This is a genomic window from Actinoplanes sp. NPDC049599, assembly GCF_044465625.1.
In the GTDB taxonomy this organism is placed as follows: Bacteria; Actinomycetota; Actinomycetes; order Mycobacteriales; family Micromonosporaceae; genus Actinoplanes.
Genome location: NZ_JBITLX010000008.1, coordinates 23,666 through 48,221, shown reverse-complemented (window position 1 = coordinate 48,221; position 24,556 = coordinate 23,666). Strand labels below are relative to the sequence as shown.

Annotated in this window: 23 protein-coding genes and 1 tRNA gene; 10 read left to right on the top strand and 14 right to left on the bottom strand. The window is 73.2% G+C overall.

What is annotated here, in order from left to right:
* Positions 1–129: 129 nt before the first annotated feature.
* Complete coding sequence (locus tag ACIBQZ_RS16855; RefSeq protein WP_396089548.1) at positions 130–3,456, top strand: Hsp70 family protein; 3,327 nt, start codon at positions 130–132, stop codon at positions 3,454–3,456.
* A 60-nt stretch (positions 3,457–3,516) separates the two neighbouring features.
* On the opposite strand, the gene ACIBQZ_RS16850 is transcribed toward ACIBQZ_RS16855, so the two are convergent.
* On the bottom strand, positions 3,517–4,599 hold the full coding sequence (locus ACIBQZ_RS16850) for an ABC transporter ATP-binding protein (protein ID WP_396089547.1): 1,083 nt from the start codon (positions 4,597–4,599) through the stop codon (positions 3,517–3,519).
* Positions 4,600–4,773: 174 nt separating this feature from the next.
* On the opposite strand from ACIBQZ_RS16850, the gene ACIBQZ_RS16845 reads away from it, so the two are divergent.
* The 3 genes from ACIBQZ_RS16845 (at position 4,774) to ACIBQZ_RS16835 (ending at position 6,499) form a co-directional block, all read left to right on the top strand.
* Positions 4,774–4,850 (top strand) — tRNA-Thr (locus ACIBQZ_RS16845).
* A gap of 27 nt (positions 4,851–4,877) precedes the next feature.
* Entirely contained in the window at positions 4,878–5,306 is a 429-nt protein-coding gene (locus tag ACIBQZ_RS16840) for a GNAT family N-acetyltransferase (RefSeq protein WP_396089546.1), read from the top strand.
* Positions 5,303–6,499, top strand: a complete 1,197-nt coding sequence (locus tag ACIBQZ_RS16835) for a low temperature requirement protein A (protein WP_396089545.1) — start codon at positions 5,303–5,305, stop codon at positions 6,497–6,499. The genes ACIBQZ_RS16840 and ACIBQZ_RS16835 overlap by 4 nt, the downstream gene beginning before the upstream one ends.
* 91 nt (positions 6,500–6,590) lie before the next feature.
* On the opposite strand, the gene ACIBQZ_RS16830 is transcribed toward ACIBQZ_RS16835, so the two are convergent.
* Positions 6,591–7,574, bottom strand: a complete 984-nt coding sequence (locus ACIBQZ_RS16830; protein WP_396089544.1) for a hypothetical protein — start codon at positions 7,572–7,574, stop codon at positions 6,591–6,593.
* Positions 7,575–7,692: 118 nt separating this feature from the next.
* On the opposite strand from ACIBQZ_RS16830, the gene ACIBQZ_RS16825 reads away from it, so the two are divergent.
* Positions 7,693–9,474, top strand: a complete 1,782-nt coding sequence (locus ACIBQZ_RS16825; RefSeq protein ID WP_396089543.1) for a potassium channel family protein — start codon at positions 7,693–7,695, stop codon at positions 9,472–9,474.
* On the opposite strand, the gene ACIBQZ_RS16820 is transcribed toward ACIBQZ_RS16825, so the two are convergent.
* Positions 9,471–10,676 (bottom strand): DUF4032 domain-containing protein, encoded by a 1,206-nt coding sequence (locus tag ACIBQZ_RS16820; RefSeq protein ID WP_396089542.1) that lies wholly within the window; start codon positions 10,674–10,676, stop codon positions 9,471–9,473. The two genes, ACIBQZ_RS16825 and ACIBQZ_RS16820, sit on opposite strands and share 4 nt — an antisense overlap.
* Before the next feature lie 112 nt (positions 10,677–10,788).
* On the opposite strand from ACIBQZ_RS16820, the gene ACIBQZ_RS16815 reads away from it, so the two are divergent.
* Positions 10,789–12,195, top strand: a complete 1,407-nt coding sequence (locus tag ACIBQZ_RS16815; RefSeq protein WP_396089541.1) for a trypsin-like serine peptidase — start codon at positions 10,789–10,791, stop codon at positions 12,193–12,195.
* Positions 12,196–12,210: 15 nt separating this feature from the next.
* The gene (locus ACIBQZ_RS16810) at positions 12,211–12,978 is read left to right on the top strand and encodes a phosphatase PAP2 family protein (RefSeq protein WP_396089540.1); all 768 of its coding nucleotides are present in this window, start codon (positions 12,211–12,213) and stop codon (positions 12,976–12,978) included.
* A gap of 139 nt (positions 12,979–13,117) precedes the next feature.
* Here ACIBQZ_RS16810 and ACIBQZ_RS16805 read toward each other — a convergent pair whose 3' ends face one another.
* From ACIBQZ_RS16805 to ACIBQZ_RS16770, 8 genes are read right to left on the bottom strand one after another with little or no spacing between them, the layout of a single operon-like run.
* Positions 13,118–13,741, bottom strand: coding sequence for a hypothetical protein (locus ACIBQZ_RS16805; RefSeq protein WP_396089539.1), 624 nt, complete (start codon positions 13,739–13,741; stop codon positions 13,118–13,120).
* Positions 13,738–14,595: an ImmA/IrrE family metallo-endopeptidase gene (locus ACIBQZ_RS16800; protein WP_396089538.1), complete on the bottom strand. Its 858-nt coding sequence runs from the start codon at positions 14,593–14,595 to the stop codon at positions 13,738–13,740. The genes ACIBQZ_RS16805 and ACIBQZ_RS16800 overlap by 4 nt, the downstream gene beginning before the upstream one ends.
* Positions 14,596–14,611: 16 nt before the next feature.
* Positions 14,612–14,956, bottom strand: a complete 345-nt coding sequence (locus ACIBQZ_RS16795; RefSeq protein ID WP_396089537.1) for a helix-turn-helix domain-containing protein — start codon at positions 14,954–14,956, stop codon at positions 14,612–14,614.
* A gap of 32 nt (positions 14,957–14,988) precedes the next feature.
* The gene (locus ACIBQZ_RS16790) at positions 14,989–15,228 is read right to left on the bottom strand and encodes a hypothetical protein (protein WP_396089536.1); all 240 of its coding nucleotides are present in this window, start codon (positions 15,226–15,228) and stop codon (positions 14,989–14,991) included.
* A gap of 39 nt (positions 15,229–15,267) precedes the next feature.
* Entirely contained in the window at positions 15,268–15,621 is a 354-nt protein-coding gene (locus ACIBQZ_RS16785; protein ID WP_396089535.1) for a hypothetical protein, read from the bottom strand.
* A gap of 40 nt (positions 15,622–15,661) precedes the next feature.
* Entirely contained in the window at positions 15,662–16,756 is a 1,095-nt protein-coding gene (gene nagA / locus ACIBQZ_RS16780) for an N-acetylglucosamine-6-phosphate deacetylase (RefSeq protein ID WP_396089534.1), read from the bottom strand.
* Positions 16,753–17,679, bottom strand: a complete 927-nt coding sequence (locus tag ACIBQZ_RS16775; protein ID WP_396089533.1) for an ROK family protein — start codon at positions 17,677–17,679, stop codon at positions 16,753–16,755. The genes nagA and ACIBQZ_RS16775 overlap by 4 nt, the downstream gene beginning before the upstream one ends.
* Before the next feature lie 31 nt (positions 17,680–17,710).
* Positions 17,711–18,634: an SIS domain-containing protein gene (locus ACIBQZ_RS16770; RefSeq protein ID WP_396089532.1), complete on the bottom strand. Its 924-nt coding sequence runs from the start codon at positions 18,632–18,634 to the stop codon at positions 17,711–17,713.
* Between the two features lie 188 nt (positions 18,635–18,822).
* Between ACIBQZ_RS16770 and ACIBQZ_RS16765 the strand changes: the two genes are divergently transcribed.
* Genes ACIBQZ_RS16765 through ACIBQZ_RS16755 form a run of 3 tightly spaced genes read left to right on the top strand, consistent with a single transcriptional unit; the run spans position 18,823 to position 21,837 of the window.
* Complete coding sequence (locus tag ACIBQZ_RS16765) at positions 18,823–19,608, top strand: DeoR/GlpR family DNA-binding transcription regulator (protein WP_396089530.1); 786 nt, start codon at positions 18,823–18,825, stop codon at positions 19,606–19,608.
* A gap of 58 nt (positions 19,609–19,666) precedes the next feature.
* A complete protein-coding gene (locus tag ACIBQZ_RS16760; RefSeq protein WP_396089529.1) occupies positions 19,667–20,485 on the top strand; it encodes a hypothetical protein in 819 nt (272 codons plus the stop codon).
* Positions 20,482–21,837: a hypothetical protein gene (locus ACIBQZ_RS16755; protein ID WP_396089527.1), complete on the top strand. Its 1,356-nt coding sequence runs from the start codon at positions 20,482–20,484 to the stop codon at positions 21,835–21,837. Before ACIBQZ_RS16760 ends, ACIBQZ_RS16755 begins: the two co-directional genes overlap by 4 nt.
* On the opposite strand, the gene ACIBQZ_RS16750 is transcribed toward ACIBQZ_RS16755, so the two are convergent.
* From ACIBQZ_RS16750 to ACIBQZ_RS16740, 3 genes are all read right to left on the bottom strand, one after another.
* A complete protein-coding gene (locus ACIBQZ_RS16750) occupies positions 21,785–22,924 on the bottom strand; it encodes a glycosyltransferase (RefSeq protein WP_396089526.1) in 1,140 nt (379 codons plus the stop codon). The two genes, ACIBQZ_RS16755 and ACIBQZ_RS16750, sit on opposite strands and share 53 nt — an antisense overlap.
* Positions 22,917–23,861 (bottom strand): glycosyltransferase family 2 protein, encoded by a 945-nt coding sequence (locus tag ACIBQZ_RS16745; protein WP_396089525.1) that lies wholly within the window; start codon positions 23,859–23,861, stop codon positions 22,917–22,919. Before ACIBQZ_RS16745 ends, ACIBQZ_RS16750 begins: the two co-directional genes overlap by 8 nt.
* 75 nt (positions 23,862–23,936) lie before the next feature.
* Positions 23,937–24,545: a DNA mismatch repair protein MutL gene (locus tag ACIBQZ_RS16740; protein WP_396089524.1), complete on the bottom strand. Its 609-nt coding sequence runs from the start codon at positions 24,543–24,545 to the stop codon at positions 23,937–23,939.
* Positions 24,546–24,556 lie beyond the last annotated feature (11 nt).

Sequence of the window (24,556 nt, the reverse complement as noted above, 5' to 3'; positions counted from 1 at the left end):
CGTGACGGGCCGGGTGGACCGTGGCGTGGAGGAGCAGGGCATGATCGACTGCACCGAACCTCACCCGGCGGAACGGGCCGGTGGCCGAGCCGGTGAGGGCCAGAAGAGCATGCCGGAGGCGAGCACAGCATGAGCGACGGCTGGGTGCTCGGCGTGGACCTCGGCACCTCACACACGGTGGCGATGCTGCGCCGGCCGGACGGCCGCACCCGGCCGCTGCTCTTCGACGGTCAGCCGCTGCTGCCCTCCGCGGTCTACCTGGACACCACCGGCCGGCTGCACGTCGGCCGGGACGCGGTCCGGCTCGGCCAGGCCGAGCCGGGCCGGCTGGAGCCGAACCCGAAGCGCCACGTCGACGCCGAGACGGTGCTGCTCGGCGGCGCCGAGGTGCCCACTGCCGACCTGCTAGCGGCGCTGCTGGGGGCGGTCTCCCGGGAGGCCGTCGCGGCCGCCGGTTTCCTGCCGCCGGCCGTGCTGACCTACCCGGCGGCCTGGGGCACCCGGCGCCGGGCGGTGCTGACGACCGCCCTGGCCCGGGCCGGCTGGCCGCCGGCGACGCAGCTGCTGCCCGAGCCGGTCGCGGCGGCCCGCTACTTTGCCGACGTGCTGCGCCGCCCGGTGCCGGTCGGCTCGGCGCTGGCGGTCTTCGACTTCGGCGGCGGCACGCTGGACATCGCCGTGGTCCGCAACGAGGGGGTCACCCCGCAGGGCCTGCCCCGGTTCGCGGTGGCGGCCTCCGGCGGCATCGACGACCTCGGCGGGCTGGACCTGGACGCCGCGCTGGTTGAGCACCTCGGCGACGACCTGCGGAAGGGCGAGCCGGCCGCGTGGACGGCGCTGACCGAGCCGGTCACGCTGGCCCAGTGGCGGGCCCGGCGGCAGTTCTGGGACGACGTCCGCGGCGCCAAGGAGATGCTGTCCCGCACGGCGCTGGCGCCGGTGCCGGTGCCCGGCGTGGAGCACGCGGTGCACCTGACCCGGGACGAGTTCGAGGCCGCGGCGGGCCCCCTGCTGCGCCGCGGGGTGGCCGAGGCGGAGTCGGTGATCCGCGCGGCCGGGGTGGCGCCGACCGAGCTGGCGGGATTGTTCCTGGTCGGTGGCTCGTCGCGGGTGCCGCTGGTGGCGCGCCTGCTGCACGGCGAGCTGGGCATCGCCCCGACGGTGCTGGAGCAGCCGGAGCTGCCGGTGGCGGAGGGCGCGACCATCGTGGTCGCGCCGGGCGGCCCGGCCGCGGAGGCAGGCCCGGACACTGCGGCGGGTGCGGACCACGCGGAGACCCCGGCCGAGCCGATGCGCCCGGCGGCGGTGCCGCCGCCGGTCGACACGATGGCCCATGCCGTCACCGCGCCGGCGGCCCGGGCTGCCGACGACACGTCGCGGGCAGGGCAGACCGACGCTGATGCGGCTGGTCACGACAGCCCCGACGAGGCTCGGCAGGATGCGTCGAAGCCACTCCTGGCAACCGAGGCCATGGAGCCGACAGCCGCCGCGACGGACCCGGACTTGGCCGGGCGCGCCCACGCCCCGACTCCGGCCGCCGCCCACTCAGCCGGCGCCGCGCAGGCGGGTCCGGCTCATGCGGCCGAGGGCTCGGCGGGTGTTGCGCAGGCGGGCGCCGCTCACGCGGCGGGTGTTGCGCAGGCGGGTCCGGCTCATGCGGCCGGGGGCTCGGCGGGTGCCGCGCAGGCGGGCGCCGCTCACGCGGCGGGTGTCGCGCAGGCGGGTCCGGCTCATGCGGCCGGCAGCCCGGCGGGTGCCGCGCAGGCGAGCCTTGCCCACGCGGCCGGCAGCCCGGCGAGTGCCGCGCAGGCGGGTGCCGGGCAGGCGAGCCCCGCGCACGCGGCTCCGCCGGCCGCCCCGGCGCCGCCCCCTGCCGCCCCGCCGCCTCCGGGTGCGGAGCCGCAGTATGCCGAGCCTGTCGACCCCTGGGCCACCGGTGAGGCCGCGGCCTTCGGGAACGCGACCGGCGGCCCGATCCTGCATCCCGTCTCCGGCGCGCCGATCTCCGCCAGCCCGGCCTCGGCCCCGCCGGAGTCCTGGCTGGCGTCGACGCATCCCGACCCCGGCGGGTCGGCTGAGGCGAAGGCCAAGCTCCCGGCGTACCGGAGGAAGGGTCTTTGGATTGTCGCGGCCGCGACGGTTGTCGTGCTGGGGGCCGCCGCGACCGTGACCGCCCTGTTCTGGCCGGGGTATCCGGCGCTGGACTATCAGCCGCTCGCCGAGCTGCACCGGATCAAGCCGGCCGTCCCGGTCACCACGGCGTTCAACGCGACCGCGCTGCGGGACGGGCGGGCCTACTTCGCCAGCGTCGACGACAACGGGACGCTCGGGGTGGTCGCGGCCGCGACCGACACCGGTAAGGCCGTCTGGACCAGTGTGGAGGCCGGCACGGCGAGCCGGTGGGAGTTCTTCTTCGCGGTGCCGGACGCGGTGGTCGCGATCACCGACTCCGATTCCACCACCAGCACCCGCCGGATGGTGCTGCTGAATCCCGGCGACGGCAAGAAGCTCTGGGAGCGCACCATCGACACCGGTGACGACGTGCTCTTCGCCGGTGACAAGGCGGTGCTGATCGACCGCAGGGAGGGCCGGCTGGTCGGGCTCGAGATCCGCAAGCGGGGCAACGGCAGGTGGGAGAAGAAGAATCCCAAGAGCCAGTACGGCCTGACCGGCACCAAGGTGGTCACCGTCACGACCGGCGCCGACTTCACCGGGCCGGCCTCGGCCGGGGGCGCGCCGTTCGCCGAGGCGTTCGACGACGATCAGCGGATCGTGCAGATCGGCGCCGACGACTCGGCCCGGGTGCTCGACGCGGACTCCGGCGACGTGCTCGTGGGGCCCCGGCAGAGCGTGGCCAAGACCGACGACCAGCTCATCGCGCACGACGGCCGGCTGATCGTGGCCGAGTCCACCGACGCCCATCGGCTCTTCGCCTACGACCTGGCCAAGCTCGACCCGAAGGTGCTCTACACCCCGCCGAGCGCGAACGCCCGGCTCGACCACCTGACGCCGTGCGGCACCGACCGGATCTGCCTGGTCGAGACCACCGGGTACGCCACCGACACCGCCCAGGTGGTGGCGATCGACGCGGCCAAGGGCGGGGTCGTGTGGCGCCGGACCGTGGCGGGCGTCGACCGGATCGTCCCGGTCGGCGAGGCCGTGCTGGCCACCGCCGACACGTCACCGGTGCAGGTCAGCCTGCTCGACGCCAAGGGCCGGGTCTCCTGGACCCGCGGCGGTGTCGTGGGCCGGCTCGACGCCGGTAACACGCTGCAGTTCTCCAAGGCGCTGTCGGCCTCCGCGGACGACCCGGCGCTGGCCGGTGAGCACCTCGGCGACAACGCCGTGCCGCTCGGGCCGCTCGACGGTGTCCGCTCGTCGACCTGTTCCTGGGACACCACGCATCTGGCCTGCGTCGCCGCCGAGGACTTCGTCATCCAGCGCTTCGCCGGCTAGCTAGCACAGCAGAACGGGCGGCCCCCGAGGGGAGCCGCCCGTTGTGTTTTGCTACCTGGCTCAGACGCGCTGGCCGGAGGTGGCGCTGAAGACGTGCACCTGCTCGGCCTGCGGCTTGATGAAGACGGTCTCACCCATGGTCGGCATGTTGCGCCGGTCGGTGCGGACCACGAAGCGCTCCGAGCTGCCCTCGAGGGCGGCGTGGCCGTACACGTTGGCGTCCGAGCCGAGGTCCTCGACCAGGTCGACGACGATCGGCAGGCCACCCTCGGTGGGGGAGACCAGGTCGGTCGCCTCGGGGCGGAAGCCGATGGTGATCTTGTTGTCGGCCTTCGCCGCGGCGAGCTGCTCGCGGGTCAGCGGCACGGACAGCTCGGCGAAGCTCGCCCCGGTCTCGGTGAGCCCGACGGTCTTGATGTTCATGGCCGGGGAGCCGATGAAGCCGGCGACGAAGACGTTGCCGGGCTTGTCGTAGAGCTCCCGCGGGGTGTCGCACTGCTGCAGCACGCCGTCGAGCATGACCGCCACCCGGTGGCCCATGGTCATGGCCTCTACCTGGTCGTGGGTCACGTAGACGGTGGTGATGCCGAGCTTGGCCTGCAGGGTCGCGATCTGCGAGCGGGTCTGGACCCGGAGCTTGGCGTCGAGGTTCGACAGCGGCTCGTCCATGAGGAAGACCTGCGGCTCACGCACGATCGCGCGGCCCATGGCGACCCGCTGGCGCTGACCGCCGGAGAGCGCCTTCGGCTTACGGCTCAGGTACTCGTCGAGCTGGAGCAGCGCGGCGGCTTCCTTGACCCGGCGGTCGATCTCCGACTTCGGGGTCTTGCGCAGCTTCAGCGCGAACGCCATGTTCTCGTACACCGACATGTGCGGGTACAGCGCGTAGTTCTGGAAGACCATCGCGATGTCGCGGGACTTCGGGGGCAGGTTGGTGACGTCCTTGCCCTGGATGAGGATGCGACCGCGGTCGACGTCCTCGAGGCCGGCGAGCATGCGCAGGCTGGTGGACTTGCCGCAACCGGAGGGGCCGACCAGCACCAGGAACTCGCCGTCGCCGATCTCGAGCTCCAGCTCGTTGACCGCGGGGCGCTCCTGTCCGGGATAGATCCGGGACGCTTTGTCGTACGTGACCGTAGCCATGGTGAACCGACTTCCTTTCCACCGGCAGGAACGTGCCGGACGATCCGAGTGGAGGAACAGTGTGGTGAGACCACACGCCGTCACCGTAAACTTTTTTTCACGTACTGCCAAGGTCGACGCCCGCGAAAGGGCGTTTCGGCCCGTCAAGCGGGCAACCGGTATGCTGTTGCGCGCGCCCCTGTAGCTCAGTTGGCCAGAGCACCTGTCTTGTAAACAGGATGTCGTCGGTTCGATTCCGACCGGGGGCTCCACCCAAAGCTGGAAAGTATTTTCACGCCATGCGTATCGAGCGGATCGTGGACGCCGCGGCCGTGCATCTGGCCGCCGACCTCTTCGACGGTCCGCCGCTGGCGGACGCGACCGAGAAGTTCCTCGCCCGGCCGGACCACCATCTGCTTTTCGCCTTTCTCGCCGACCGCGCGGTCGGCATGATCTCCGGCGTGGAGATGACCCATCCGGACAAGGGTACGGAGATGTTCGTCTACGAACTCGGCGTCGCGCCCGTGGCCCGGCTGCAAGGCGTCGGCACCGCCCTCGTGCGGGCGCTGGCCGACGTTGCCCGGGAGCGTGGCTGTTACGGCATGTGGGTCAGCACCGAGGTCGACAACGAGGCCGCGCAGGCCACGTACCGGCGGGCCGGCGCCACCGAGGAAACGCCGTTCGTGCTGCTCAACTGGGATCTGACCGCGGGGGATCAGCCGTCATGACGTTCACCGAGCCCCGGCGTGGCTGGCTGACCCCGATGCGGGCCCGGTCCGCCGACGAGAACCACCGCGTCGCCACCCCGCTCGAGCTCTTCTTCGACCTGTGTTTTGTGGTCGCCGTCGCGCAGGCCGCCGTGCCGCTGCACCACGACATCTCGGAGAACCACGTCTGGCACGGGGTCACCAGCTACCTGATGGTCTTCTTCGCCATCTGGTGGGCGTGGATGAACTTCACCTGGTTCGCGTCGGCGTACGACACCGACGACGACGTCTACCGGATCACCTCGTTCGTCCAGATCGCCGGGGCGCTGGTGCTGGCCGCGGGCGTCTCATCGGCCTTCGACGACGGCAACTACCTGGGCATCACGCTGGGCTACGTGGTCATGCGGCTGGCCATGGTGGCGCAGTGGCTGCGCGCGGCCCGCGCCGACCCGCAGCGCCGGACCACCGCGCTGCGGTACGCCGCCGGCATCACCGTCGTGCAGCTGCTCTGGCTGGCCCGGCTGGCGCTGCCGGAGGAGTGGTCGACGCCGACGTTCCTGCTGCTGGTGGTCGGCGAGCTGCTGGTGCCGATCCTCGCCGAGCGGGCGCCCGGCGGCCCCACCACCTGGCACCCGCACCACATCGCCGAGCGGTACGGCCTCTTCACGATCATCATGCTGGGCGAGGCGGTGTCGGCGGCCACGATCGCCATCCGGAGCGGGCTGGACACCGGCGAACACGTCTCCGACCTGGTGTCCGTGGCAATTGCCGGGCTGATCATCGTGTTCGCGCTGTGGTGGCTGTATTTCGACCGTTCCGCGCAGGGTCTGCTGACCTCGGTGCGGGCCGGGATGCTGTGGGGCTACGGCCACTACTTCATCTTCGCCTCGGCCGCGGCGGCCGGCGCGGGCGTCGCGGTGGCGGTCGACTACGACACCCACCACGCGGACATCTCCGGGGTCACGGCCGGCTATGCGATGGCCGTACCGGTGGCGGTTTATCTGTTCTTCGTCTGGCTGCTGCACATCCGCCCGCATCAGCGGGGGCCGCTGGTCGTCGCCTATCCGGCGGTGGCGGTGCTGACGCTGGTGGCGCCGTTCGGGCCGGCGCCGGTGCACGTGATCGCGGGCCTGCTGGTGGTGCTGGTGGCGATCACGGTGGGGCTGGGCCGGCGGGTGCCGGACCGGATCGACGTGGGGCACCGGCCCGGGTAACCGGTGCGGTTACGCGGCCGGCGGGCCGGTCCGAGGGCTCGACCCGAGCCCGGCCCCAGGTGTGCCGGGGCGGGCTCGGTCGGGTCGGTGACTAGCGGAAGTCCTGGTCCTCGCCGGCGACCGGCCGGCCACTGTCGGAGAACGAGCGCCGCTTGCCGCCGTCCTCGTCGTCGATCGGTTCCTCGTGCAGCCGCGGGTCGTCCACCGGCTCATCGGCCTTGGTGCCGGCGGGTGCTGGGTCGATCAGTGCCGGGTCGGCCGGTGCCGGGTCGATCAGTGCCGGGTCGATCAGTGCCGGATCGACCGGAGTGCCGCCGGCCGGCATGCCGGCCGGCGTGTCGTCGCCGGTCGCCGGGAGCGTGCGCGGGGTCTCGTTCGCCGGCAGCAGCCCGCCGAGGCCGCCGAGCAGCGGCACGCCGCCCTCGAACAGGGCCGACTCGCGCGGCGCCCAGGCCGCGGCCGGCCGTCCGTCCGGAGTGAGGCCGCCGCCGAGCAGGCCGTTGCCGAGCAGGCCGCCGCCGAGCAGGTCGGCCGGGACCAGCGTGCCCAGGCCGCCGCCCGGCTGTCCCGCGCCGCCCAGGCCGGCACCGGAAGCGCCGCCGCCGGAGAACGCGCCGCCCAGGCCGGCACCGGAAGCGCCGCCGCCGGAGAACGCGCCGCCCAGGCCGGCACCGGAAGCGCCGCCGCCGTAGAACGCGCCGCCCAGGTTGGCGCCGGAAGCGCCGCCGCCGGAGGAGTCGCCGCCGGTCAGGCCGCCGAGCAGGGGCAGCTCCGCCGGGGCCGATCCGGCAGCCGGCCGCCGGCCCGCGGGCTCCGACAGCGCGTCCGTGGCCGGCCCGCTGAGGTCGGCGGAGTTCCGGCCCGGCTGCACGTCCATCATGGGCGCGCCGCCGAGCGGGTTCTGCAGGTTCAGGCCGCCGGCCGGGTCGAGGCCGAGCCCGGGGTTGCCGCTGCCACCGCCCAGCGGGGACAGCAGCCCGCCGGCCGGCGCCGGGACCACGTCGGCCTGCGCGGGTGCCGCGCCGAGCAGGAGGAAACCGCCGACCACCGCCCCGGCGTAGAACCACTTGCGCATTGATGTCCTCCACTATCAAATCAGGACTAAAGGATGCAAAGGCCAACGAGTGGCCTGCCTGGAGGGTTCGGGGAGTTGCCGGGTCAGGCAGCGGTGATCCGCTGGCTACGATGCGGCCATGGCCGTCGAACCCGTCCGTGAACCACCCGGCCGATCGCTGGTCTCCCGGCTGCGGCGCAACGTCGACGCCCGCCCCCACTTTGTGGTCTGCGGCGCCGACGCCCTCGTCTACACGGTCGCCGAGGAGCTCTCCAACGCCGGCCACCGGATCCGGCTCACGGTGATCGTCCCGGCGAAGCTGCGAGCCGACGTGCCGGACCTGGCCGCGCTGCGCGGCGTCCGGGTGATCCGCGCCGACCGCCTCGACGAACGCACGTTCCGCTCGGCCGGGCTCGCCGGCGCCGCGGCGCTGGCCCTGGTGATGCCGGACGACGTGGTCAACCTGCACGCGGCGCTCTGCGCCCAGGCCGTGGAGCCGGACCTGCGGCTGGTGATCCGGATGTTCAACACCGGTCTGGGGTACGGCGTCCGCCGCCTGTTCGCCGACTGCGCGGTGCTCTCCGACGCCGCGATGGCCGCGCCCGCGTTCGTGGCCGCCTCGCTGGGTGAGGTTGCGCCGACCCACGTCCGCCTCGCCGGCCGCACCCTGTTCGTCGCTCGCCGCGAGGACGTCCTGGCGGAGCACGTGGTCTGCGCGCTGACCGCCGCGGACGGCGCCGGCCGGGTGGAGGTCCTGCCCGCGGAGCCACCGCCGGACGCGCGGCGCCCCACCGACCTGGTGCTGGCCGAGGCCACCGGGCGCCCGGCCGGGCAGGCCGTCGCCGCGCAGCGCCTGGTCCGGGCCCGCCGGCGCCGCCGGCCGATGCGGGTGATGGGCCGGGCCCTGCGGGCGGCGCTGAGCCGCAAGCTCGGCATCGCCGTGCTGGCGACCCTGGTCATCACCGTGCTGTCGGGCGCGGTGCTGGTGCACGCCGACAAGGTCAACGGCTTCTGGAAGTCCATCTACATGACGCTGCTGACCGTGGTCGGTTCGTCCGATGTGGAGATGGATCGCAACGGGGTCGCGCAGGCCGCGCAGCTGGTGCTGACGATCGCCGGCCTGGCCCTGCTGCCGCTGATCACGGCGGCGGTGGTCGAGGGCATGGTCAACGCCCGGCTGGCGCTCTCCAGCGGCAAGGCCGCGGCCCGGCACGAGGACCACATCGTGGTGGTCGGGCTGGGCAACGTCGGCACCCGGGTGCTGCGCCAGCTCGTCGACCTGGGCCTGCAGGTGGTCGCGATCGACCGTAAGGCCGACGCCCGCGGCGCGAAGGCCGCCGAGCAGCTGGGGGTGCCGTTCATCGTGGGTGACGCGGCGCGGGAGGAGACCCTGCGGGCCGCTTCCATCGCCACCAGCAAGGCGCTGGTGGTGGTCTCCACCGACGACGTCACCAACCTGCAGGCGGCCCTGAACGCCCGGGCCGTCCGCCCGGACCTGCGGGTGGTGCTGCGGCTCTTCGACGACGACTTCGCCCAGCGGGTGCAGACCGCGTTCAGTATCACCAGTTCACGCAGCGTGTCCCGGCTGGCCGCGCCCGCGTTCGCGGCGGCGATGCTGGACCGCGACGTGCTCGCCACCATTCCCGTCGACCGGCACGCGCTGCTGGTGGCCGGCGTACAGGTCTATCCCGGTGCCCCGCTGGACGGCGCGGTGCTCAGCCAGGCCGACCGGCCGCTGAGCGTCCGGGTGATCGGGCTGGCCGCGGCCGGCTCCGAGTGGGTGGACTGGGCGCCGGACCCGCGCCGGGTGCTCGCGGCCGGCGACCGGGTCATGGTGGTGGCGCGCCGGGCCGGGCTGCGCGCGCTGGTGGAGCAGGCGACCCCGCCGCAGGAGCCGGCCCTGGCGGACGAGCCCGGTTAGAGCGCGCTCACCTCGACGCCCAGCACGGCCTGCTCGTCCGGCTTGTGGGCGAGCACGTCGGTCAGATACGACTGCACGGCCGGCGCCATGCCCACGTCGCGGCCGGCCCGCTCGGACAGCAGCCACTTGTGCTGGATGATCTGCGAGAAGATCTCCTGGGGCTCCAGCTTGCGGCGCAGGTTGGCGGGCACCGCCCGGACCACCGGCTCGAAGACCTCGGTCAGCCAGCGGTGCGCGGCCTGCTGCTCGTCGATCAGGTCTGACTCCGCCCGGTACGCGTCCAGGTCGTTCAGCAGCTGCCGGGCCTGGTTCTCCTCGGCGTCCAGACCGGTCAGCCGCAGCAGCCGGCGGGTGTGGTAGCCCGCGTCCACCACCTTCGGCCGGACCCGGTAGCCGCCGTCCACCGTGGACATGTCCACCTCGGCCACGTCGAAGCCCAGCTCGTTGAGCCGGCGGATCCGGCCCTCGATGTCGTGCCGGGCGTCGCGGGACACCTGCTGCTCGTAGGTGACCTCGTGCCAGAGCCGTTCGTAGCGGGCCACGATGTCGTCGACCACGGCCTCCGGGTCGATCGCCTCGTGCAGCAGCTCGGCGGCCTCCAGGTCCAGGCACTCGCCGAAGATGTTCAGCCGGAGGATCTCGATGTCCTCGCTGCGCTGGCCCTCGGAGAGCTTCGGGTAGAGGTTGCCGGTCTCCGCGTCGACCAGGTACGCCGCGAAGGCGCCCGCGTCCCGCCGGAACAGCGTGTTGGACAGCGAGCAGTCACCCCAGGAGAAGCCGATCAGATGCATCCGGACGATCAGCGCGGCGAGCGCGTCGAGCAGCCTGTTCATCGTCTCGGGCCGCAACGTGTGCGAGAACAGCGCCCGGTACGGCAGCGAGAACTGCAGGTGCCGGGTGATCAGCACCGACTCCAGCGGCTCGCCCGCGTCGTCGAGCCGGTCGTGGACCACGGCGATCGCCTCGACGGCCGGGAAGTCGATCCGTTCGAGGGCGCGGAGCAGGTCGTACTCCCGTTCGGCGATCCGTTCCCGGGTCTCCTTGAGGGCGTAGACGGTCTCGTTGAGCTTGACGAAGCGGACGATGTGCCGCGAGATGCCCTGCGGCAGCGCGACCAGGTGGGACGCGGGCCACTCCTCGAGCGGAACGTTCCACGGCAGGTCCAGCAACGCCGGGTCGACTAGGGCGGACGTGATGCGCACGAGCCCAGTGTGCACGTTCCGGGGCGCGCGTCGCTGCCGCACGTGGCTCGTTACACAGAAGCGAGATCACCGGATTGTTTCTTATGTCGGTGATGTGAAGCGAGGGGCGGGAGTGAATTTGCGACGCGCGGTGAGCATCGTCGTCGGGGCGAGCGCTGCCCTGGCACTGGCCGGCACGGCTGGTGCGGCGGCCTGGAAGTACTCGGCGAGCGAGGGTCGCCCGGTCGGCTCCTGGCAGGAGGGGGTGGGCTCACCCCGTACCCCCGTCGCGGCGCAGCAGCCCGCGGCCGCAACCGGCACGTCCGGGCAGGTGAGCAGCAGCCCGGCCGCCAGCGCCGGCGCCGCGACCGCGGAGCCGCAGGCGTCCGCGTCGGCGACCTCCGCGCCCACCGAGAGCGGCCGGTTGACGGCCGAGTCCGCCACGGTGAAGCTCGGCGACGGCCGGCAGCGGGTCGGCGAGCTGCTGGCGATCAACAAGCTGCTGGGGTACGGCAAGCCGGAACGTGAGGTCTTTCACTACCCGCAGGCGTCCTATGTCAAGGTGCACTTCAGCCGCATGACGATGCTGCCCGGCGACTACGTCACGGTCTCCGACGCCAAGGGCAAGGAGTCGTACCGGTACGCCGCGCCGCGGCTGCTCGACGGCGTCGCCACCGACCGCTGGGCCATGTCGATCACGGGAGACACCGCCGTGGTCGAGATGCACCGCGGCGGCGGCAGCCTGGTCGGCTCGCTGCTCGGCCGGCTCGGCGTCAACGTGGACCGGGTGGCCCGCGGCTACTCCCGCCAGGAGCAGGCGCGGGTGCCCGAGAACCAGCTGCTGGCGCCCGGGCGGACCGGCCGCGAGGAGTCCGTCTGCGGCTCGGACGAGAGCTCGGACGCGGTCTGCTACCGCTCGTCCGACCCGGTCGCGTACACCCGGTCCAAGGCGATCGCCCGGTTGCTGATCAACGGCACCGAGCTGTGCACCGGCTGGCGGGTCGGCGCCAAGAACCGGATGCTGACCAACAACCACTGCTTCAACACCTCGGCGAACGCGTACGAGACCGAGGTCTGGTTCAACTATCAGTGCGCCACCTGTGGCGGCTTCGAGGTGTTCAGGCCGACCAAGGTCTGGGGCGCCAGGGTGCTGGCCACCGAGCGCATCCTGGACTACACGCTGTTCACCGTGTCGAACTTCCGCCAGGTGCAGAAGTTCGGCTACCTGACCCTGGACACCGTGCGCCCGGGCCGCGGCCAGGTGCTCTACGTGCCGCAGCACCCGGCGGGCGAGCCGACCCGGATCGCCGGTCGGCGCGGCGAGCGGGCCGGCACCTGCGCAGTGGCGGATCCGGCCTTCGACGGGTACGCCCGGGACTCCGACGTCTCGTACTACTGCGACACCGAGGGCGGCTCCAGCGGCAGCCCGGTGCTGTCCCGCAAGACCAACAAGGTGGTGGCGCTGCACCACTTCGGCGGCTGCCCGAACTCCGGGGTCCGCGCCGACCTGCTCAACGCCAAGATCAGGTCGTATCTCTGACGTACCGTATGCGCCATGCGGGCAGGGGTGGCGGTGGCGACGAAGACGAAACACGGGTGGCTGCCGTGGGGGATCGACCTGGCGTTGCTCGCGGCATTCGCGGCGCTGACCGTCGCCCTGGCCCAGGGCAACCTGCTCACCCTCGACGAGCGGGTGGCCGGATGGTTCGTCGACCACCGGCCCACGCCGCTCTACGTGGTGCTGCGGGTGCTGAACTACCTCGGCCAGGGCGGCCAGGTGCTGATGCCGATCGCGATCGTGCTGGCCGCGCTGGTGGCGTGGCGCCGCCGGTCGATCCGCCCGCTGCTGGTCTTCGCGGCCGTGTTCGTGCTGACCTACCTGACGATCGGCCCGCTCAAGGTCTGGCTGGACCGGGCGGCGCCGGCCTTCACCGGCCCGGACCGGCTGGTGCTCTTCAACCCGTACGCCTCCGGCATCGAGGCGATGAGCTACCCGTCCGGCCACGTGGCGAACGCGCTGGCCTGGTACGGCGTCATCGCGGTGCTGCTGAACGCGCTGCTGCGGTCGCTGGACCGGCCGGTGCTGTCGCGGCGGGCGTACCTGGCCCTGCGGGTGCTGCCGCCGGCGATCGTCTTCGTCACGACCACCTGGCTCGCCTTCCACTGGATCACCGACTCGGTGGCCGGGCTGCTGCTGGGCCTGATCCTGACCCGGCTGCTGGCCCGCGTCCCGTGGGACACGATCCCGCTGCCGGCCCTGCCCCGCGGCCTCGACCGCCCGGCCGGCCTGGACGCGCCCCGGATCACCCGGACGGGCGGCTGAGCAGCAGGTCCCCGTCCCGGGCGAGCACCTGACGACGCGGCCGGGTTACTTCAGAGCGGCCCTTGACTACCGGTTCCGGAGACGCGTTCACGCTCAGCTTGGGCCAGCCGCCCTCCAGCACCGGCCCGGCTGTGCGCAGTCAGCGACCGGTATCCCAGCGAGGAGTGGTCAGGAGCGCGGTCGCGTCGATCGGCGGCAGGCCGTCATCGAGACCGCGAAGCCGTTCGTAGAGGTTGCGCATGGCATCCCTCGCCGGGATGTGCTCGCTGTCTGCCGCACGCTCCAGCACCGTCAGCGTGCTGATCAAGCTGACCGACCCGCTCGCGCGGCCGGCGGAACGAAGCCGGTCCAGCCGGCGTATCTCGGTCGTGGCGATCCTTGCCCCCGGTCCGTCGTCGATGAGCACGACGACGGAACCTCCCGTCTCAGCCGCGACAACGGCATGCGCGATGACCATGACCTCGCCAAGATCCTTGGAGTGGCGGAGTCGCTCACACATCGGCTGCCGGGTGATGCGATGAACAACTGCGGCAAGCTCGGGTGTCTGGTCGTCGGAGAGCACTCGTATCCACTTCGGCGTCAGCTTCCGCCAGGCCGGCGCGGCGGCGCGGAAGCGGGGATCTTGCCGCGACTTGCGGATGACCTCGTTCGCTACGGCTTCCGGTGCGCTGAGCGGCCCAAGCACGCCGATGAGGAGGCGCTCTTTGTTGATCGAGAGAAAGTTCAAGCCGGGGCCGGCATCGATGATCGGCGGATGGCTCATCTCACCTCCGACTCCGCCGTCTCCAGGCGGTCCTCCGGTGACTGGAGATCCTCGTCGAGGGCTGTGAGGTCGACCTGGGCGTCCGGCAGTTGGGCGGCCTCGGCCCAGGCAATCGGGTGCTCTGCCGGCACGATGCCGGCTGCTCGCAGTTCCGCTTCGACCGCTTCCGGGGCAATGCCGCGCAAGGTTCCGATGGCCTGCGCGGACAGCACCCCTTCCCGATAGCCCCTGACCGACCGCGCCAACAACCGCTGCGGCGCCCTTCGCTGGTTCGCGTCGGCCTGCAGGGCGTGGTACTGATCGCTCCAGCCGAAGCGGACGGCCAGCTGGGGCGTGGACAGCGCCATCCACTCCTGTTTGGTGGTGGGGTTGATGTATCCGGCCTGGTGCATCGCGATCGCGGCGATGGCAGGGGACACGAGGAAACGCTGAACGACCGCGGAGAGCGTGGACTCGCTCGCCCGTCGTCTGTCGCCGAGTAACTCCAGCAGACCGTCGGCCGGCAGCAGCAGATGCCGGGCGAAGGCGTCCGCCCGGATCTCTGCCGGCGAACGGTCGCTCCAGTTGCCGGCGTCCGGGGCCCAGTCCCCGAACTGCACATGGCCGAGCTCGTGAGCGAGCGTGCTGCGTTGACGCATCGGTTTCCGGCTCCGTGCGACACCGATGAACACGGTGTCGCGCTTCGGATCACGCATGGTCAGGCCATGCTCGTCGGGCCCCACGTCGAGGACCGCCACATCGATGCCGGTGGTCTGTTCGATGAGCGCGACCAGATCACCCAGGGGCTGTCCGCCCAGCCGGTGATCCTGACGGAACCGTGCCGCGGCGATGCTTCCGTCGACCTCGGGGTTCATGATTGCGCCACCACCGTCAGATCGTGGCCGGGATGGCCTGCTCATCCAGATAGTCGTCGACTTCGAGGAAGTGCAGCAGCGCCTGCCGCATGGCCTCCATGCCGGAGTCGTTGGTGGCCCGGGCCGCGCACTGGACGCGGTCGGCCACGGTGCTGGTGCCGGTGAGCTGGGCAACGGTGTGTCCGGTGGCCCACGCGATCGCGACGATCTCCGGGAGCTTCGCCGTCCGGTCGCCGGAGATGATCCGCGACAGGGTCGGCTGCGATATCCGAGCCGCGTCGGCGAGGGAGCGTTGGCTGAGGCCGGCGGCCATCCGGGCGCGGTCGATGAGCGTGCCGACCTGCGTCGTGGTCACCACCATCACCTCCTTGAATCACTTTCCCGTGCAGTGATTCAGTCTACCAGGAGGTGGCGGGGCCGGCCGCCCTCCAGCACCGCGACCCGGCCGGTCAGGGCGTCGTCGCGGATGAAGCCGGACACCGCCGCCGCCGGCTCGGCCGGTGGGATCAGCGGGGGCAGCTCGGCGCGTAGTGCCGGGGTCATCGCGGCCAGCTCGGCCTTGGCGCGGTCCAGGCCGATCCAACTCGGCACCACGCAGTTCACCCGCACCGGTACTCGATCCCGGATCTCCATGCGCCGACGCTAGGCATCGGGTCCGGCAGAAGGCCGACGCTAGGCACTCGGTCCGGAAGAAAGCCCGATGCCGGGCACCGGGTCCGGCGAGAAGACGCGCTCGACGAGTGCGTGCCGGGGGTTGCGCGGGTCGGTCGTCTGGTGGAACGCCCGCATGCCGCTGCTCAGCACCACCCCGCCGGCGGGCACGCCGTTCACCCACCAGTGCGGCTGGGGCAGCGGCTGCCGGCAGGTCTCGCACCACCAGCGCCAGGTCGCCTGCCGGCGGGCCGGCCATTCCCGGTGCACCCGGATCCGTAGGTCGGGGACGCTTTCCGGGGCCCAGCGCATGGCGTCCTCGCTCAGCGCGACATCGCGGAGCACGTTGTCGATCAGGTCGAGCACTTCCCGCATGCCGCCATGCTCGCACCGGCCCTTCATGATCTGAAGGGCCTCACACCCAGGCGCCGGCCCGCATCACGCGCTTGACCGTCAGGTCCGGGCTCAGCACCACCAGGTCGGCCCGCAGCCCGGCCTCCAGCGCACCCAGCTCGTGCGCCAGCCCCAGCGTGCGGGCCGGCGTGGTCGCCGCCATCGCCGCCACCGTCGGCAGGTCCAGGCCCGCGCCGACCGCCTGGCGGAACGCCGCGTCCATGGTCAGCGTGCTGCCCGCGATCGAGCCGTCCCGGGCCAGCCGGGCCACCCGGTCGGCGACCGTCACCTCCTGGCCGCCCAGCTCGTACCGGCCGTCCGGCATGCCCGCCGCGTCCATCGCGTCCGTGACCAGCGCCGTCCGGTCCGGGCCCGCGGTGTGTGCGGCGAAGCGCAGCATGCCGTCGTGCAGGTGGACGCCGTCGGCGACCAGTTCGCAGACGATCGTGGGGGAGTCCAGCAGGGCCACGATCGGGCCCGGCTCGCGGTGGTGGGCCGGGCGCATGCCGTTGCACAGGTGGGTGCCCACGGTCGCGCCCGCCGCGATCCCGGCCAGGGTCTGCTCGTACGTCGCATCGGTGTGCCCGAGCGCAGCGATCACCCCACGATCAGCGAGGAAGCGCACCGCGTCCAGGGCGCCGGGCAGCTCGGGTGCGATGGTGACCATCCGGACCCCGCCCAGCCCGACCAGTGTGGTCAGCTCCGCCTGCGACGGCTCCCGCAGGTGCGCCGGGTTCTGCGCCCCGCAGCGCGCGTGCGACAGGTACGGCCCCTCGAAATGCACCCCGGCGATCGTCCCGTCGGCCACCAGCGGCAGGTACGCGGCCGTCGCCGAACGCATCAGCTCGTACGGGGAGCTGACCAGGCTCGCCAGCATCGTCGTGGTCCCGTGGCGCAGATGGAACGCCGCCGCCGCCCGGGCCTGCGCGGCCACGCCCTGGGTGAACGTGTGCCCGCCCCCGCCGTGGCAGTGCAGGTCCACAAAACCCGGCACGATGATGTCCTCGCCCGCGCGGCCCTGCTCCGTGACGTCCAGAATCGTCGGCCCGTCCACCTCGACGTACCCGGGCACCACCGCGCCGGGCCGGACGACGCGGCCGCTGATCTTCTCCGTCAAGAGGGTGCCTCCAGGCTGTCGAGGGCCAGCAGCGCCGCGCCGAGGCAGCCCGCCGTGTCGCCGAGCGCCGCGCGGACGATCCGCGGCATCCGGTGGAACGTGATCCGGGCGTCGAGCGCGATCCGCAGCGGGGCCAGCAGCGCCTCCCCGGACTCGGCGAGCCCGCCGCCGAGCACCACGATCCCGGCGTCGTACAGCGCCTGGGCGGTGAGCAGGCCGTCCGCGAACGCCTCGACCGCCTCGGTCCAGACGGTTCTGGCCAGCTCCTCGCCGGCCGCCGCGCGGGCCACCACGTCGGAGGCGGTGACCCCGGTGACGCCGGACAGTTCCACGTACCGGCGGCCGACCGCCGAGGCCGAGGCCACCGATTCCAGGCAGCCGCGGGCGCCGCAGCCGCACGGCGGGCCGCCGGGCCGCACGATGACGTGGCCGACCTCGCCGGCCGCGCCGTGCGCCCCGGCCAGCGCCTTGCCGTCGATCACGTGGGCGGCCGCGATGCCGGTGCCGATCGCGATGAAGAGCACGTGCCGCTGGTCGCGGCCCGCGCCCAGGCGGGCCTCGGCCATGCCGCCGACCCGGACGTCGTGACCGAGCGCGGCGGGCACGCCCAGGCGCTCGGCGACCAGCGCCCGCAGCGGTACGTCGCGGAAGCCCACGTTGCTGGACCAGACGGCGGTGCCGGTCTCCTCGTCGACCACCCCGGGCACCGCCACCCCGGCCGCGACCGGGTTCAGCCCGTCGGCGCGGGCCCGGTCGGCCAGGCCGGCGGCGACGTCGAGGATGTTCGCGGTGACCGCCTCCGGCCCGCGGGCCGCCAGGGTCGGATGCCGCTCGGCGTGGTGGACCGTGCCGTCCGGCCGGACCAGGGCGCACTTCATGCCGGTGCCGCCGACGTCGAGCGCCACCACGACGTCGGTGCTCAAGGCGCGACCAGCGGCTCGGCGGGCAGGCCGGTCATCTGAGGACGACCGAGCGGGTGAGGTTACGCGGGTGGTCCGGGTCGAGCCCCTGGCTGGTGGCGAGCAGCACGGCGACCCGCTGGGCCACCACGAGGTCCGCCATCGGGTCGAGCGGGGCCCGGCCGCTGCACCAGCTGCCCAGCGCGGCGTAGCCGCCGTTGTAGCGGCTGTGCACGAAGGCGGCGCCGGTGGCCTCCACGTCGTCGGCCAGGCCGGGCGGGATCTCGCCGAACGCCCAGACCACCCGGCCGGGCCCGGCGATCGAGATGGGCCCGTGCCGGTAGTCCATCGCCGGGTACGCCTCGGCCCACCAGGACGCGGCCTCGCGGCACTTGAGGGCGGCCTCCTCGGCGAGCCCGACGGTCCAGCCGCGGCCCAGGAAGGTGATCTGCTGGGCCAGCGCGGGGTGCACCGGCAGCGGCAGCCGTACGGCCACCTCGGCGTCGGCGGCGATCGGCTCGATGTCCACGCCGAGGTGGGCACGGAGCAGGGCGAGCGCGCTGGTGGCGAAGCGGGTCTGCACGACCGACAGCTCGTCGGCGAAGTCGAGGACCACGGCGTCGCGGGCCAGCGCGGCGGCCGGCTCGGCACCGTCGGCGGTGACCACGGTGGTCGGCGTCCGGCCGTCCAGGGCGTCGAGCAGGTCGATGACCTCGGTGGTCGTGCCGGAGCGGGTGATCGCGACCACCCGGTCGTAGCTGCGGCCCAGCGGGTACTCGGAGGCCTGGAAGGCGTCGGTCTCGCCCAGCGCGGACTGTTCGCGCAGGGCCGCGTACGCCTTGGCCATGTGCCAGGAGGTGCCGCACCCGACGACCGCCACCCGCTCGCCGCGGCCGGGCAGGCCCGGCGAGTCGGCGAGCTTTGCGGCCTGCAGCCAGCAGTCGGGCTGGCTGGCGATCTCCACCTTGACGTGACTCATGGCAGTTTTCCCTACAATCGCCTGCGCAGATGCGCTCGGTTCACCGGTATTTCGAGCGTCATTCTGCGTGGAAGGTCTGCGCATCCGCAACCACCGGAGCGTGTTCGAGCAGGCACACTCTTTGCTTCGTGAGGTTTCGCGCACTAATGTGCACACTCTTATCACGAAACGTGCAGCAGGGAGCTCGGGTGGACCGGTACGCGCGGTGGAATGCCCTGCTCGAGTTACTGGCCGAGAGCGGGCGGGTCACCGTCGAGGACGCGGCCGGCCGGCTCGACGTCTCGCAGGCGACGATCCGCCGCGACTTCGACCAGCTCGCCCAGCAGCAGATGATCACCCGGACCCGGGGCGGCGCGGTCGCCAGCGGGGTCTCCTACGATCTGCCGCTGCGGTACAAGAGCGCCAAGCACTCGGCCGAGAAGCAGCGCATCGGCGAGGCGGCGGCCAACCTGGTGCTGCCGGGCACCGTGGTCGGGCTCAACGGCGGCACCACGATGACCGAGGTGGCCCGGGCCCTGGCGGTCCGCCCCGACCTCAACACCAGCGGCGACGGCGCCCAGCTCACCGTGGTGACCAACGCGCTGAACATCGCCAACGAGCTGCTGGTCCGCTCCCGGATGAAGATCGTGGTGGCCGGCGGCGTGGTCCGCCCGCAGTCCTTCGAGCTGGTCGGGCCGCTGGGCGGGGCGCTGCTCAAGGAGGTCACCCTGGACATCGTGCTGCTCGGGGTGGACGCGCTCGACGTCGAGCTGGGCGCCGCCGCACACCACGAGGGCGAGGCCGCGATGAACAGCCTGATGGTGGCCCGGGCCAAGCGGGTCGTGGTGATCGCCGACTCGTCCAAGCTGGGCGGGCACGCGTTCGCCCGGATCTGCCCGATCAGCAAGGTGGAGACGCTGGTGACCGACTCCGGCGCGCCCGAGGAGCTGCTGGCCGCCTTCCGCGACGCGGGCGTCCAGGTCGTCTGCGCCTGATCCCGCGCCGGACACCCGGGCGTCACATCCCGGTCGCCTGGGTGGGATCGGATGGGGCGTGCACCACGCCAACCACTACTACGGGCACACGCACGTGCTCGCCCGCTACTGCGGGCTGGACGCGGCCGACCCACCCCGGGTGCACGGCTACCTCCAGCACGGCTGGAACATCGGCGACGGCCTCGCCGCCGACCACGAGTTCGTGCCGGGCGTACCGGTGCTGCTCTGGTCCGAGCGGACCCGGCGCCGGGCCTGGTCGCTGGGCCGCCGGGAGACCTACGTCGTCGGCTCACCCTGGGCGTACCTGCTGCGCCGGCCGACCGATGATCCGGTACGGCGGGACGGCACGATCTGGTACCCGTTCCACGGCTGGGAGGGTCAGCACGTCCTTGGCGACCACGCCCGCCTGATCGCCGAGATCCGGGCCACCGAGCCCGGCCCGGTCACCGTCTGCCTGTACTGGCAGGAGTACCGCACGGCGAGCGTCCGCCGGCGCTACGAACGGGCCGGTTTCCGGGTCATCTGCCACGGCTACCGCGGCGGCCGCTGGACGGACCTGGACCCGTTGTTCCTCGACCGCCAGCTCGCGGAGCTGCGCGGACACCGGCGGGTGGCCTCGAACCGGCTCTGCAGCGCGGTCCTCTACGGCACCCTGGCCGGCTGCGAACCGGCGGTGTACGGCGATCCCATGCTGCTCCACCGGGAGAACCCGGCCTTCGGCGGCAACGAGCGGATCCGCCGGCAGTGGCCCGAGCTGCACGGCGCCAGCGTCGACCGGGATGCGGCGTACGCGGTCGCCGTCGCCGAGCTGGGCGCCGACCGGCTGCTGCCAGCCACCGAACTGCGCCGGATCCTCGGCTGGAAGGTTGCCTCATGAACCCGGTTCTGCTCGGCGACGAGATGCTGCGCTGGTCCGAGCCCGCCGTGGCGCGCGGTGCCGCGTTCGGTTCGCTGGTGGCGGCGGCCCCGGGTGGCCGTACCCTCGTCGCCGGACCGCACCACCCGGACCTGATCGCCCAGGTCCCCGCGGACGGCCTCACGCTGCTGGTCCGCGGCGTCGACGACGCCGAGGCGCTGGCCGGCCGCTTCCCGGCGGCGACGGTCTGCTGCGGCGGGCTGGCCAAGTTCACCGCCGACACGCCGTTCGACACGGTGATCGCGCTGGCCGGGCTGGAGCGGCTGATCTCGGCCGAGGGCGTCGAGCAGCCGTGGGGGCAGACGCTGGACCAGCTGCTGGCGCTGCTCCGGCCCGGCGGCACGCTGGTGCTCGCGGTGGAGAACCACTTCGGCCTGCACCGGCTGGTCCGGCTGCCGGGCGGTCCGCGCGACGACGAGTGGACCGCCGCGGCCGGGCACGACCCGACCCGGCCCCGCGGGCTGGACCAGCTGCGGGAGCGGCTCGGCGGCCCGGTCCGGGGCCTGGTCGGCTATCCGGACCCGCTGGCGCCGACGCTGCTGCTGGGCGCCGGCGTGCTGGCCGACGACCGGGTGGCCGGGGCGGTGGCGGCCCTGCTCACCCAGGCGTGCGCGGCGGCCGGGCCGGTGCTGCTGGACCCGCGGCCGGTGGCGGTCGGCGCGGCCCGGCACGGGGCCGCGGCAGCGCTGGCCCCGGCCTGGATCTGCACCTCGGGTCCGGTGCCTGAGCCGGCGCTGCCGGCCGGGCCGACCCTGCAGGACCTGCTGCTGCGGGCGGCCCTGGCGCGGGACCTGCCGGCGGTGCGCGAGCTGCTCGGCTCGTGGCTGGACGGCCCGGCGGCCGGCGTCCCGGCCGATCAGGTGGTGGTCGGCCCCGACGCGACGCTGACCGCGCTGCTGCCGGCCGAGCAGGCGGCCGCCGCGGCGGGGGACCCGGGCGAGGCGCTGCGGCGTCTTGCCGCGTTCCTGATCGACGGCGGGTATCCGCATCCCTGGCCGGCCCCGGCGGGCGCCGCCGACCTGGCCGGCACGCTGGCCGCGATGACCGGCCGTGAGCTGGAGGTCCCGGAACCGGCCGACGAACCGCCGCTCGGCTACCGGGAGTTGCTGCTGGCCCGGGAGCGGCTCACGACCGAGCTGGCCCAGGCCCGGGCCAGACACCACTGGTACGAGCGGATGCTCACCGACCGCGAGGCCGAGCTGACCCGGGTCCGGCGGATCAACCTGGTGCTCGGCGCGGCGGCGCCGGGGCGGGCCCTGCTCAGCGGCGCCAAGGCTGTGCGCCGGGCCGTCCGGCGGGTGCGCCGGCGCTGACCGCGTCGTAGAGGTCCTCCAGCAGGCGGGACTGGCGGTGCAGGTCGAAGTGCGCCTCGACGTGCGCGCGGGCCTGGCGGCCGAGCCGGTCGCGCAGGCTCGGGTTGCCCAGCAGCTTCTGGATGTGGTGGGCGGTCGCCGTGCTGTCGCCCTCGGCGCCCAGCAGCCCGGTCTCGCCGTGGAGCACCGCCTCCGGGATCCCGCTGTGCCGGGTGGAGACCGTGGGCAGGCCCTGGGCCGCGGCCTCCAGGATCGTGGTCGGCAACCCCTCGGAGTCGCCGTCCGCCGCCGTCCGGGCCGGCGCGGCCAGCAGGCGTGACTCGGCCAGATGCCGGGTGACCTGGTCCGGGGCCTGCGCGCCGAGGAACGTGGCGGCCAGGCCGTGCCCGGCCGCGCGGGCGCGCATCGCCGCCTCCAGCGGCCCGGTGCCGATGAACAGCGCCCGTGGGCCCGGCGCGGGCAGGGCGGCCAGGGCGTCGATCAGATCGTCGACGCCCTTCTTCTCGACGAACCGGCCGACGAAGATCACGTCCCACTTCTTCGGCCGGTCGAGCAGCGGCGTCATCGGCACGCCGGTGTGGTGGACGAGCACCTTGTCCGGGTCGGCGCCGAGGGCGACAGCCCGGTCCCGGATGTGTGCCGAGACGGCCAGGACGACCGTGGCCCGGTCGAACACCGTCCGCAGGTTGCGCCGGTAGCGGGCGCCCCGGGCCCCGGCGGTCTCCGGTTGCCGGGTCACGTCGTGGCCGTGCACCGTCACCACCAGCGGCACCCGGAGATCGGCGGCGGCCCGGCTGACCAGCCAGCCGTCCCCGCCGAAGTGCGCGTGCACCAGGTCCGGGCGCAGCCCGGCCAGCAGCCCGGTCAGCCGCGGCGAGGAGCCGGTCAGCCGCAACCGCAGGAACGCGCGCCGGCCCGCGGTGGTCTCCGGGAACGCGATGACGTCGGTCCGCTCGGCCAGCACCGACGGCACCCGGGTCGCGCCGAGATACGCCGGCTGCCAGCGGCTCAGCGCGGCGCCGTGGTTACGGACGAACGTCTCCGAGCCGGAGAGCATCGCGCTGCGCCAGATGACGACCCTAGGCATCGGCCCGGTCCCGGCCCAGCACCTTGTCCCGCAGCGCCCGGCGGACCTGCGGCGGGACGCCCCAGATCTGCAGGAAGGTGAGGTAGTCGATGGCGCCCGGCCGGCCGTGCGTCCGCGCCTCGCGGAGCAGCTCCCGGAACACCGAGGGGCTGCGGGTGGTGGCAGCCATCGAGCTGAGCACGCTCATCGTGAACGCCGCGTACGCCCGCGGGGTGAACAGCTCCCGGCTGCGCCGCAACCACTCCAGCTGCTGGCGCCACGGCATGTGCAGGCTGATCCGGTCACGGTCCTCGTCCTGATGCCAGACCACGAGCGGCTCCGGCGCCACGAGCAGCTCCACGTCCCCGTGCCGTACGGCCCGCAGCGTCCAGTCGAGCTCCTGCTGGCGGCGCAGCCCGACGGTGAACGGCACCCGGTGGAACAGCTCGGTCGGCGCCAGGATGGTCGAGGTCTGGATGAACCCGTCGCCGTAGAACAGCCCCCGCCGTACGGTCAGGTACTCACTGATCGGCTCGTCCGGCTCGGGCAGCCGGCGCGGCATCACCGACTCGGCCCGGGGGGTGCGGTTGATCAGGCGGCTGGCCACGATCGGTGTCGCCGCCCGGGCCGAGTGGGCCAGCTTGAGCTGCACCTCGAGCTTCTGCGGCAGCCACTCGTCATCGTCGTCGAGCATCGCGGTCCAGCGGCCGCGGGCGGCCCGGGCGCCCAGGTTGCGGGCGTTCGGCGCGCCGCCCTTGGCCGGCTGCACCAGCACCCGCAGGCGCGGGTCGGCGATCGCCGCGAGGGCGTGGCAGGTCTCGTCGTCGGGCCCGTCGACGACGACGATGACCTCGAGGTCCGGCATGGTCTGCGCGAGCACGCCGAGCACGGCGCGCCGGACCAGGCCGGGCCGGAAGCGGGTGGGGATGACGACGCTCACATCTGGCGCGGATGTCATCGGGCGGACGCTAGTGACGCCGCAAGGCATCCACGTGAATCACGGCCGTCATCGCGGCGACGGCTGCCGGACGGCCTACTTGCCGATCTCGCTGACCTCAACGAATGGTTTGTCCACATTCCACACGGCGTGGATGATGAAGCTGTGGTTGACCTCGTTGAAGTAGACCGCGAGGTTGTCCGGGCTGTTCTGCACGGTCGCCACCGAGTAGCCGTCGCTCGGCGTGGCCGTGACCACCTCGACCTTGTCCTCGGTCATCCGGATCACCGCCGACCCCCCGTCGACCCGGAACGACCGCACGTACGACTTGGTGCCGTCACCGTCCGTGGTCACCGTCCAGCCGTCCTCGGTGGTCGTGGTGCTCTCCGCCGGCGCGGTCGTCCGCGCCGGGGTGGGCGTGGCCGAGGACCGGGACGGCGTGCCGCCGGGCTTGGTGTCGCGGCTGCGTGACGGTGTCGCCGGGGCGCTCGGCTCCGGCTCCGGGTCGGCCGCGGCGACGCTCGCCGACGGCTGCGGCGTCGGCTCGGCCGCGCCGGCATCACGCAGCTGATCCACCGAGACCAGGGCGCTCCCGTCCGGCGTGGCGGTCCGCAGGACCGGCAGCATCGCCACCGAGGCCAGCGCCACGCTGGTCAGCGTGGCGGCGCACCAGCCGAGCACCGGAACCAGACGGGAAGATCGCACGAAGCCATGAT

Bases quoted from the DNA above. Each gene is read 5' to 3' on its own strand.
- ACIBQZ_RS16805 (WP_396089539.1), bottom strand. From the start codon at position 13,741: ATGAGCCATCCGCCGATCATCGATGCCGGCCCCGGCTTGAACTTTCTC.
- ACIBQZ_RS16770 (WP_396089532.1), bottom strand. From the start codon at position 18,634: ATGAGTCACGTCAAGGTGGAGATCGCCAGCCAGCCCGACTGCTGGCTG.
- ACIBQZ_RS16835 (WP_396089545.1), top strand. From the start codon at position 5,303: ATGACGTTCACCGAGCCCCGGCGTGGCTGGCTGACCCCGATGCGGGCC.
- ACIBQZ_RS16830 (WP_396089544.1), bottom strand. From the start codon at position 7,574: ATGCGCAAGTGGTTCTACGCCGGGGCGGTGGTCGGCGGTTTCCTCCTG.
- ACIBQZ_RS16840 (WP_396089546.1), top strand. From the start codon at position 4,878: ATGCGTATCGAGCGGATCGTGGACGCCGCGGCCGTGCATCTGGCCGCC.
- ACIBQZ_RS16795 (WP_396089537.1), bottom strand. From the start codon at position 14,956: ATGGTGGTGACCACGACGCAGGTCGGCACGCTCATCGACCGCGCCCGG.
- ACIBQZ_RS16855 (WP_396089548.1), top strand. From the start codon at position 130: ATGAGCGACGGCTGGGTGCTCGGCGTGGACCTCGGCACCTCACACACG.
- ACIBQZ_RS16810 (WP_396089540.1), top strand. From the start codon at position 12,211: ATGCGGGCAGGGGTGGCGGTGGCGACGAAGACGAAACACGGGTGGCTG.
- ACIBQZ_RS16790 (WP_396089536.1), bottom strand. From the start codon at position 15,228: ATGGAGATCCGGGATCGAGTACCGGTGCGGGTGAACTGCGTGGTGCCG.
- ACIBQZ_RS16755 (WP_396089527.1), top strand. From the start codon at position 20,482: ATGAACCCGGTTCTGCTCGGCGACGAGATGCTGCGCTGGTCCGAGCCC.
- ACIBQZ_RS16800 (WP_396089538.1), bottom strand. From the start codon at position 14,595: ATGAACCCCGAGGTCGACGGAAGCATCGCCGCGGCACGGTTCCGTCAG.
- ACIBQZ_RS16850 (WP_396089547.1), bottom strand. From the start codon at position 4,599: ATGGCTACGGTCACGTACGACAAAGCGTCCCGGATCTATCCCGGACAG.
- ACIBQZ_RS16750 (WP_396089526.1), bottom strand. From the start codon at position 22,924: ATGCCTAGGGTCGTCATCTGGCGCAGCGCGATGCTCTCCGGCTCGGAG.
- ACIBQZ_RS16745 (WP_396089525.1), bottom strand. From the start codon at position 23,861: ATGACATCCGCGCCAGATGTGAGCGTCGTCATCCCCACCCGCTTCCGG.
- ACIBQZ_RS16785 (WP_396089535.1), bottom strand. From the start codon at position 15,621: ATGCGGGAAGTGCTCGACCTGATCGACAACGTGCTCCGCGATGTCGCG.
- ACIBQZ_RS16825 (WP_396089543.1), top strand. From the start codon at position 7,693: ATGGCCGTCGAACCCGTCCGTGAACCACCCGGCCGATCGCTGGTCTCC.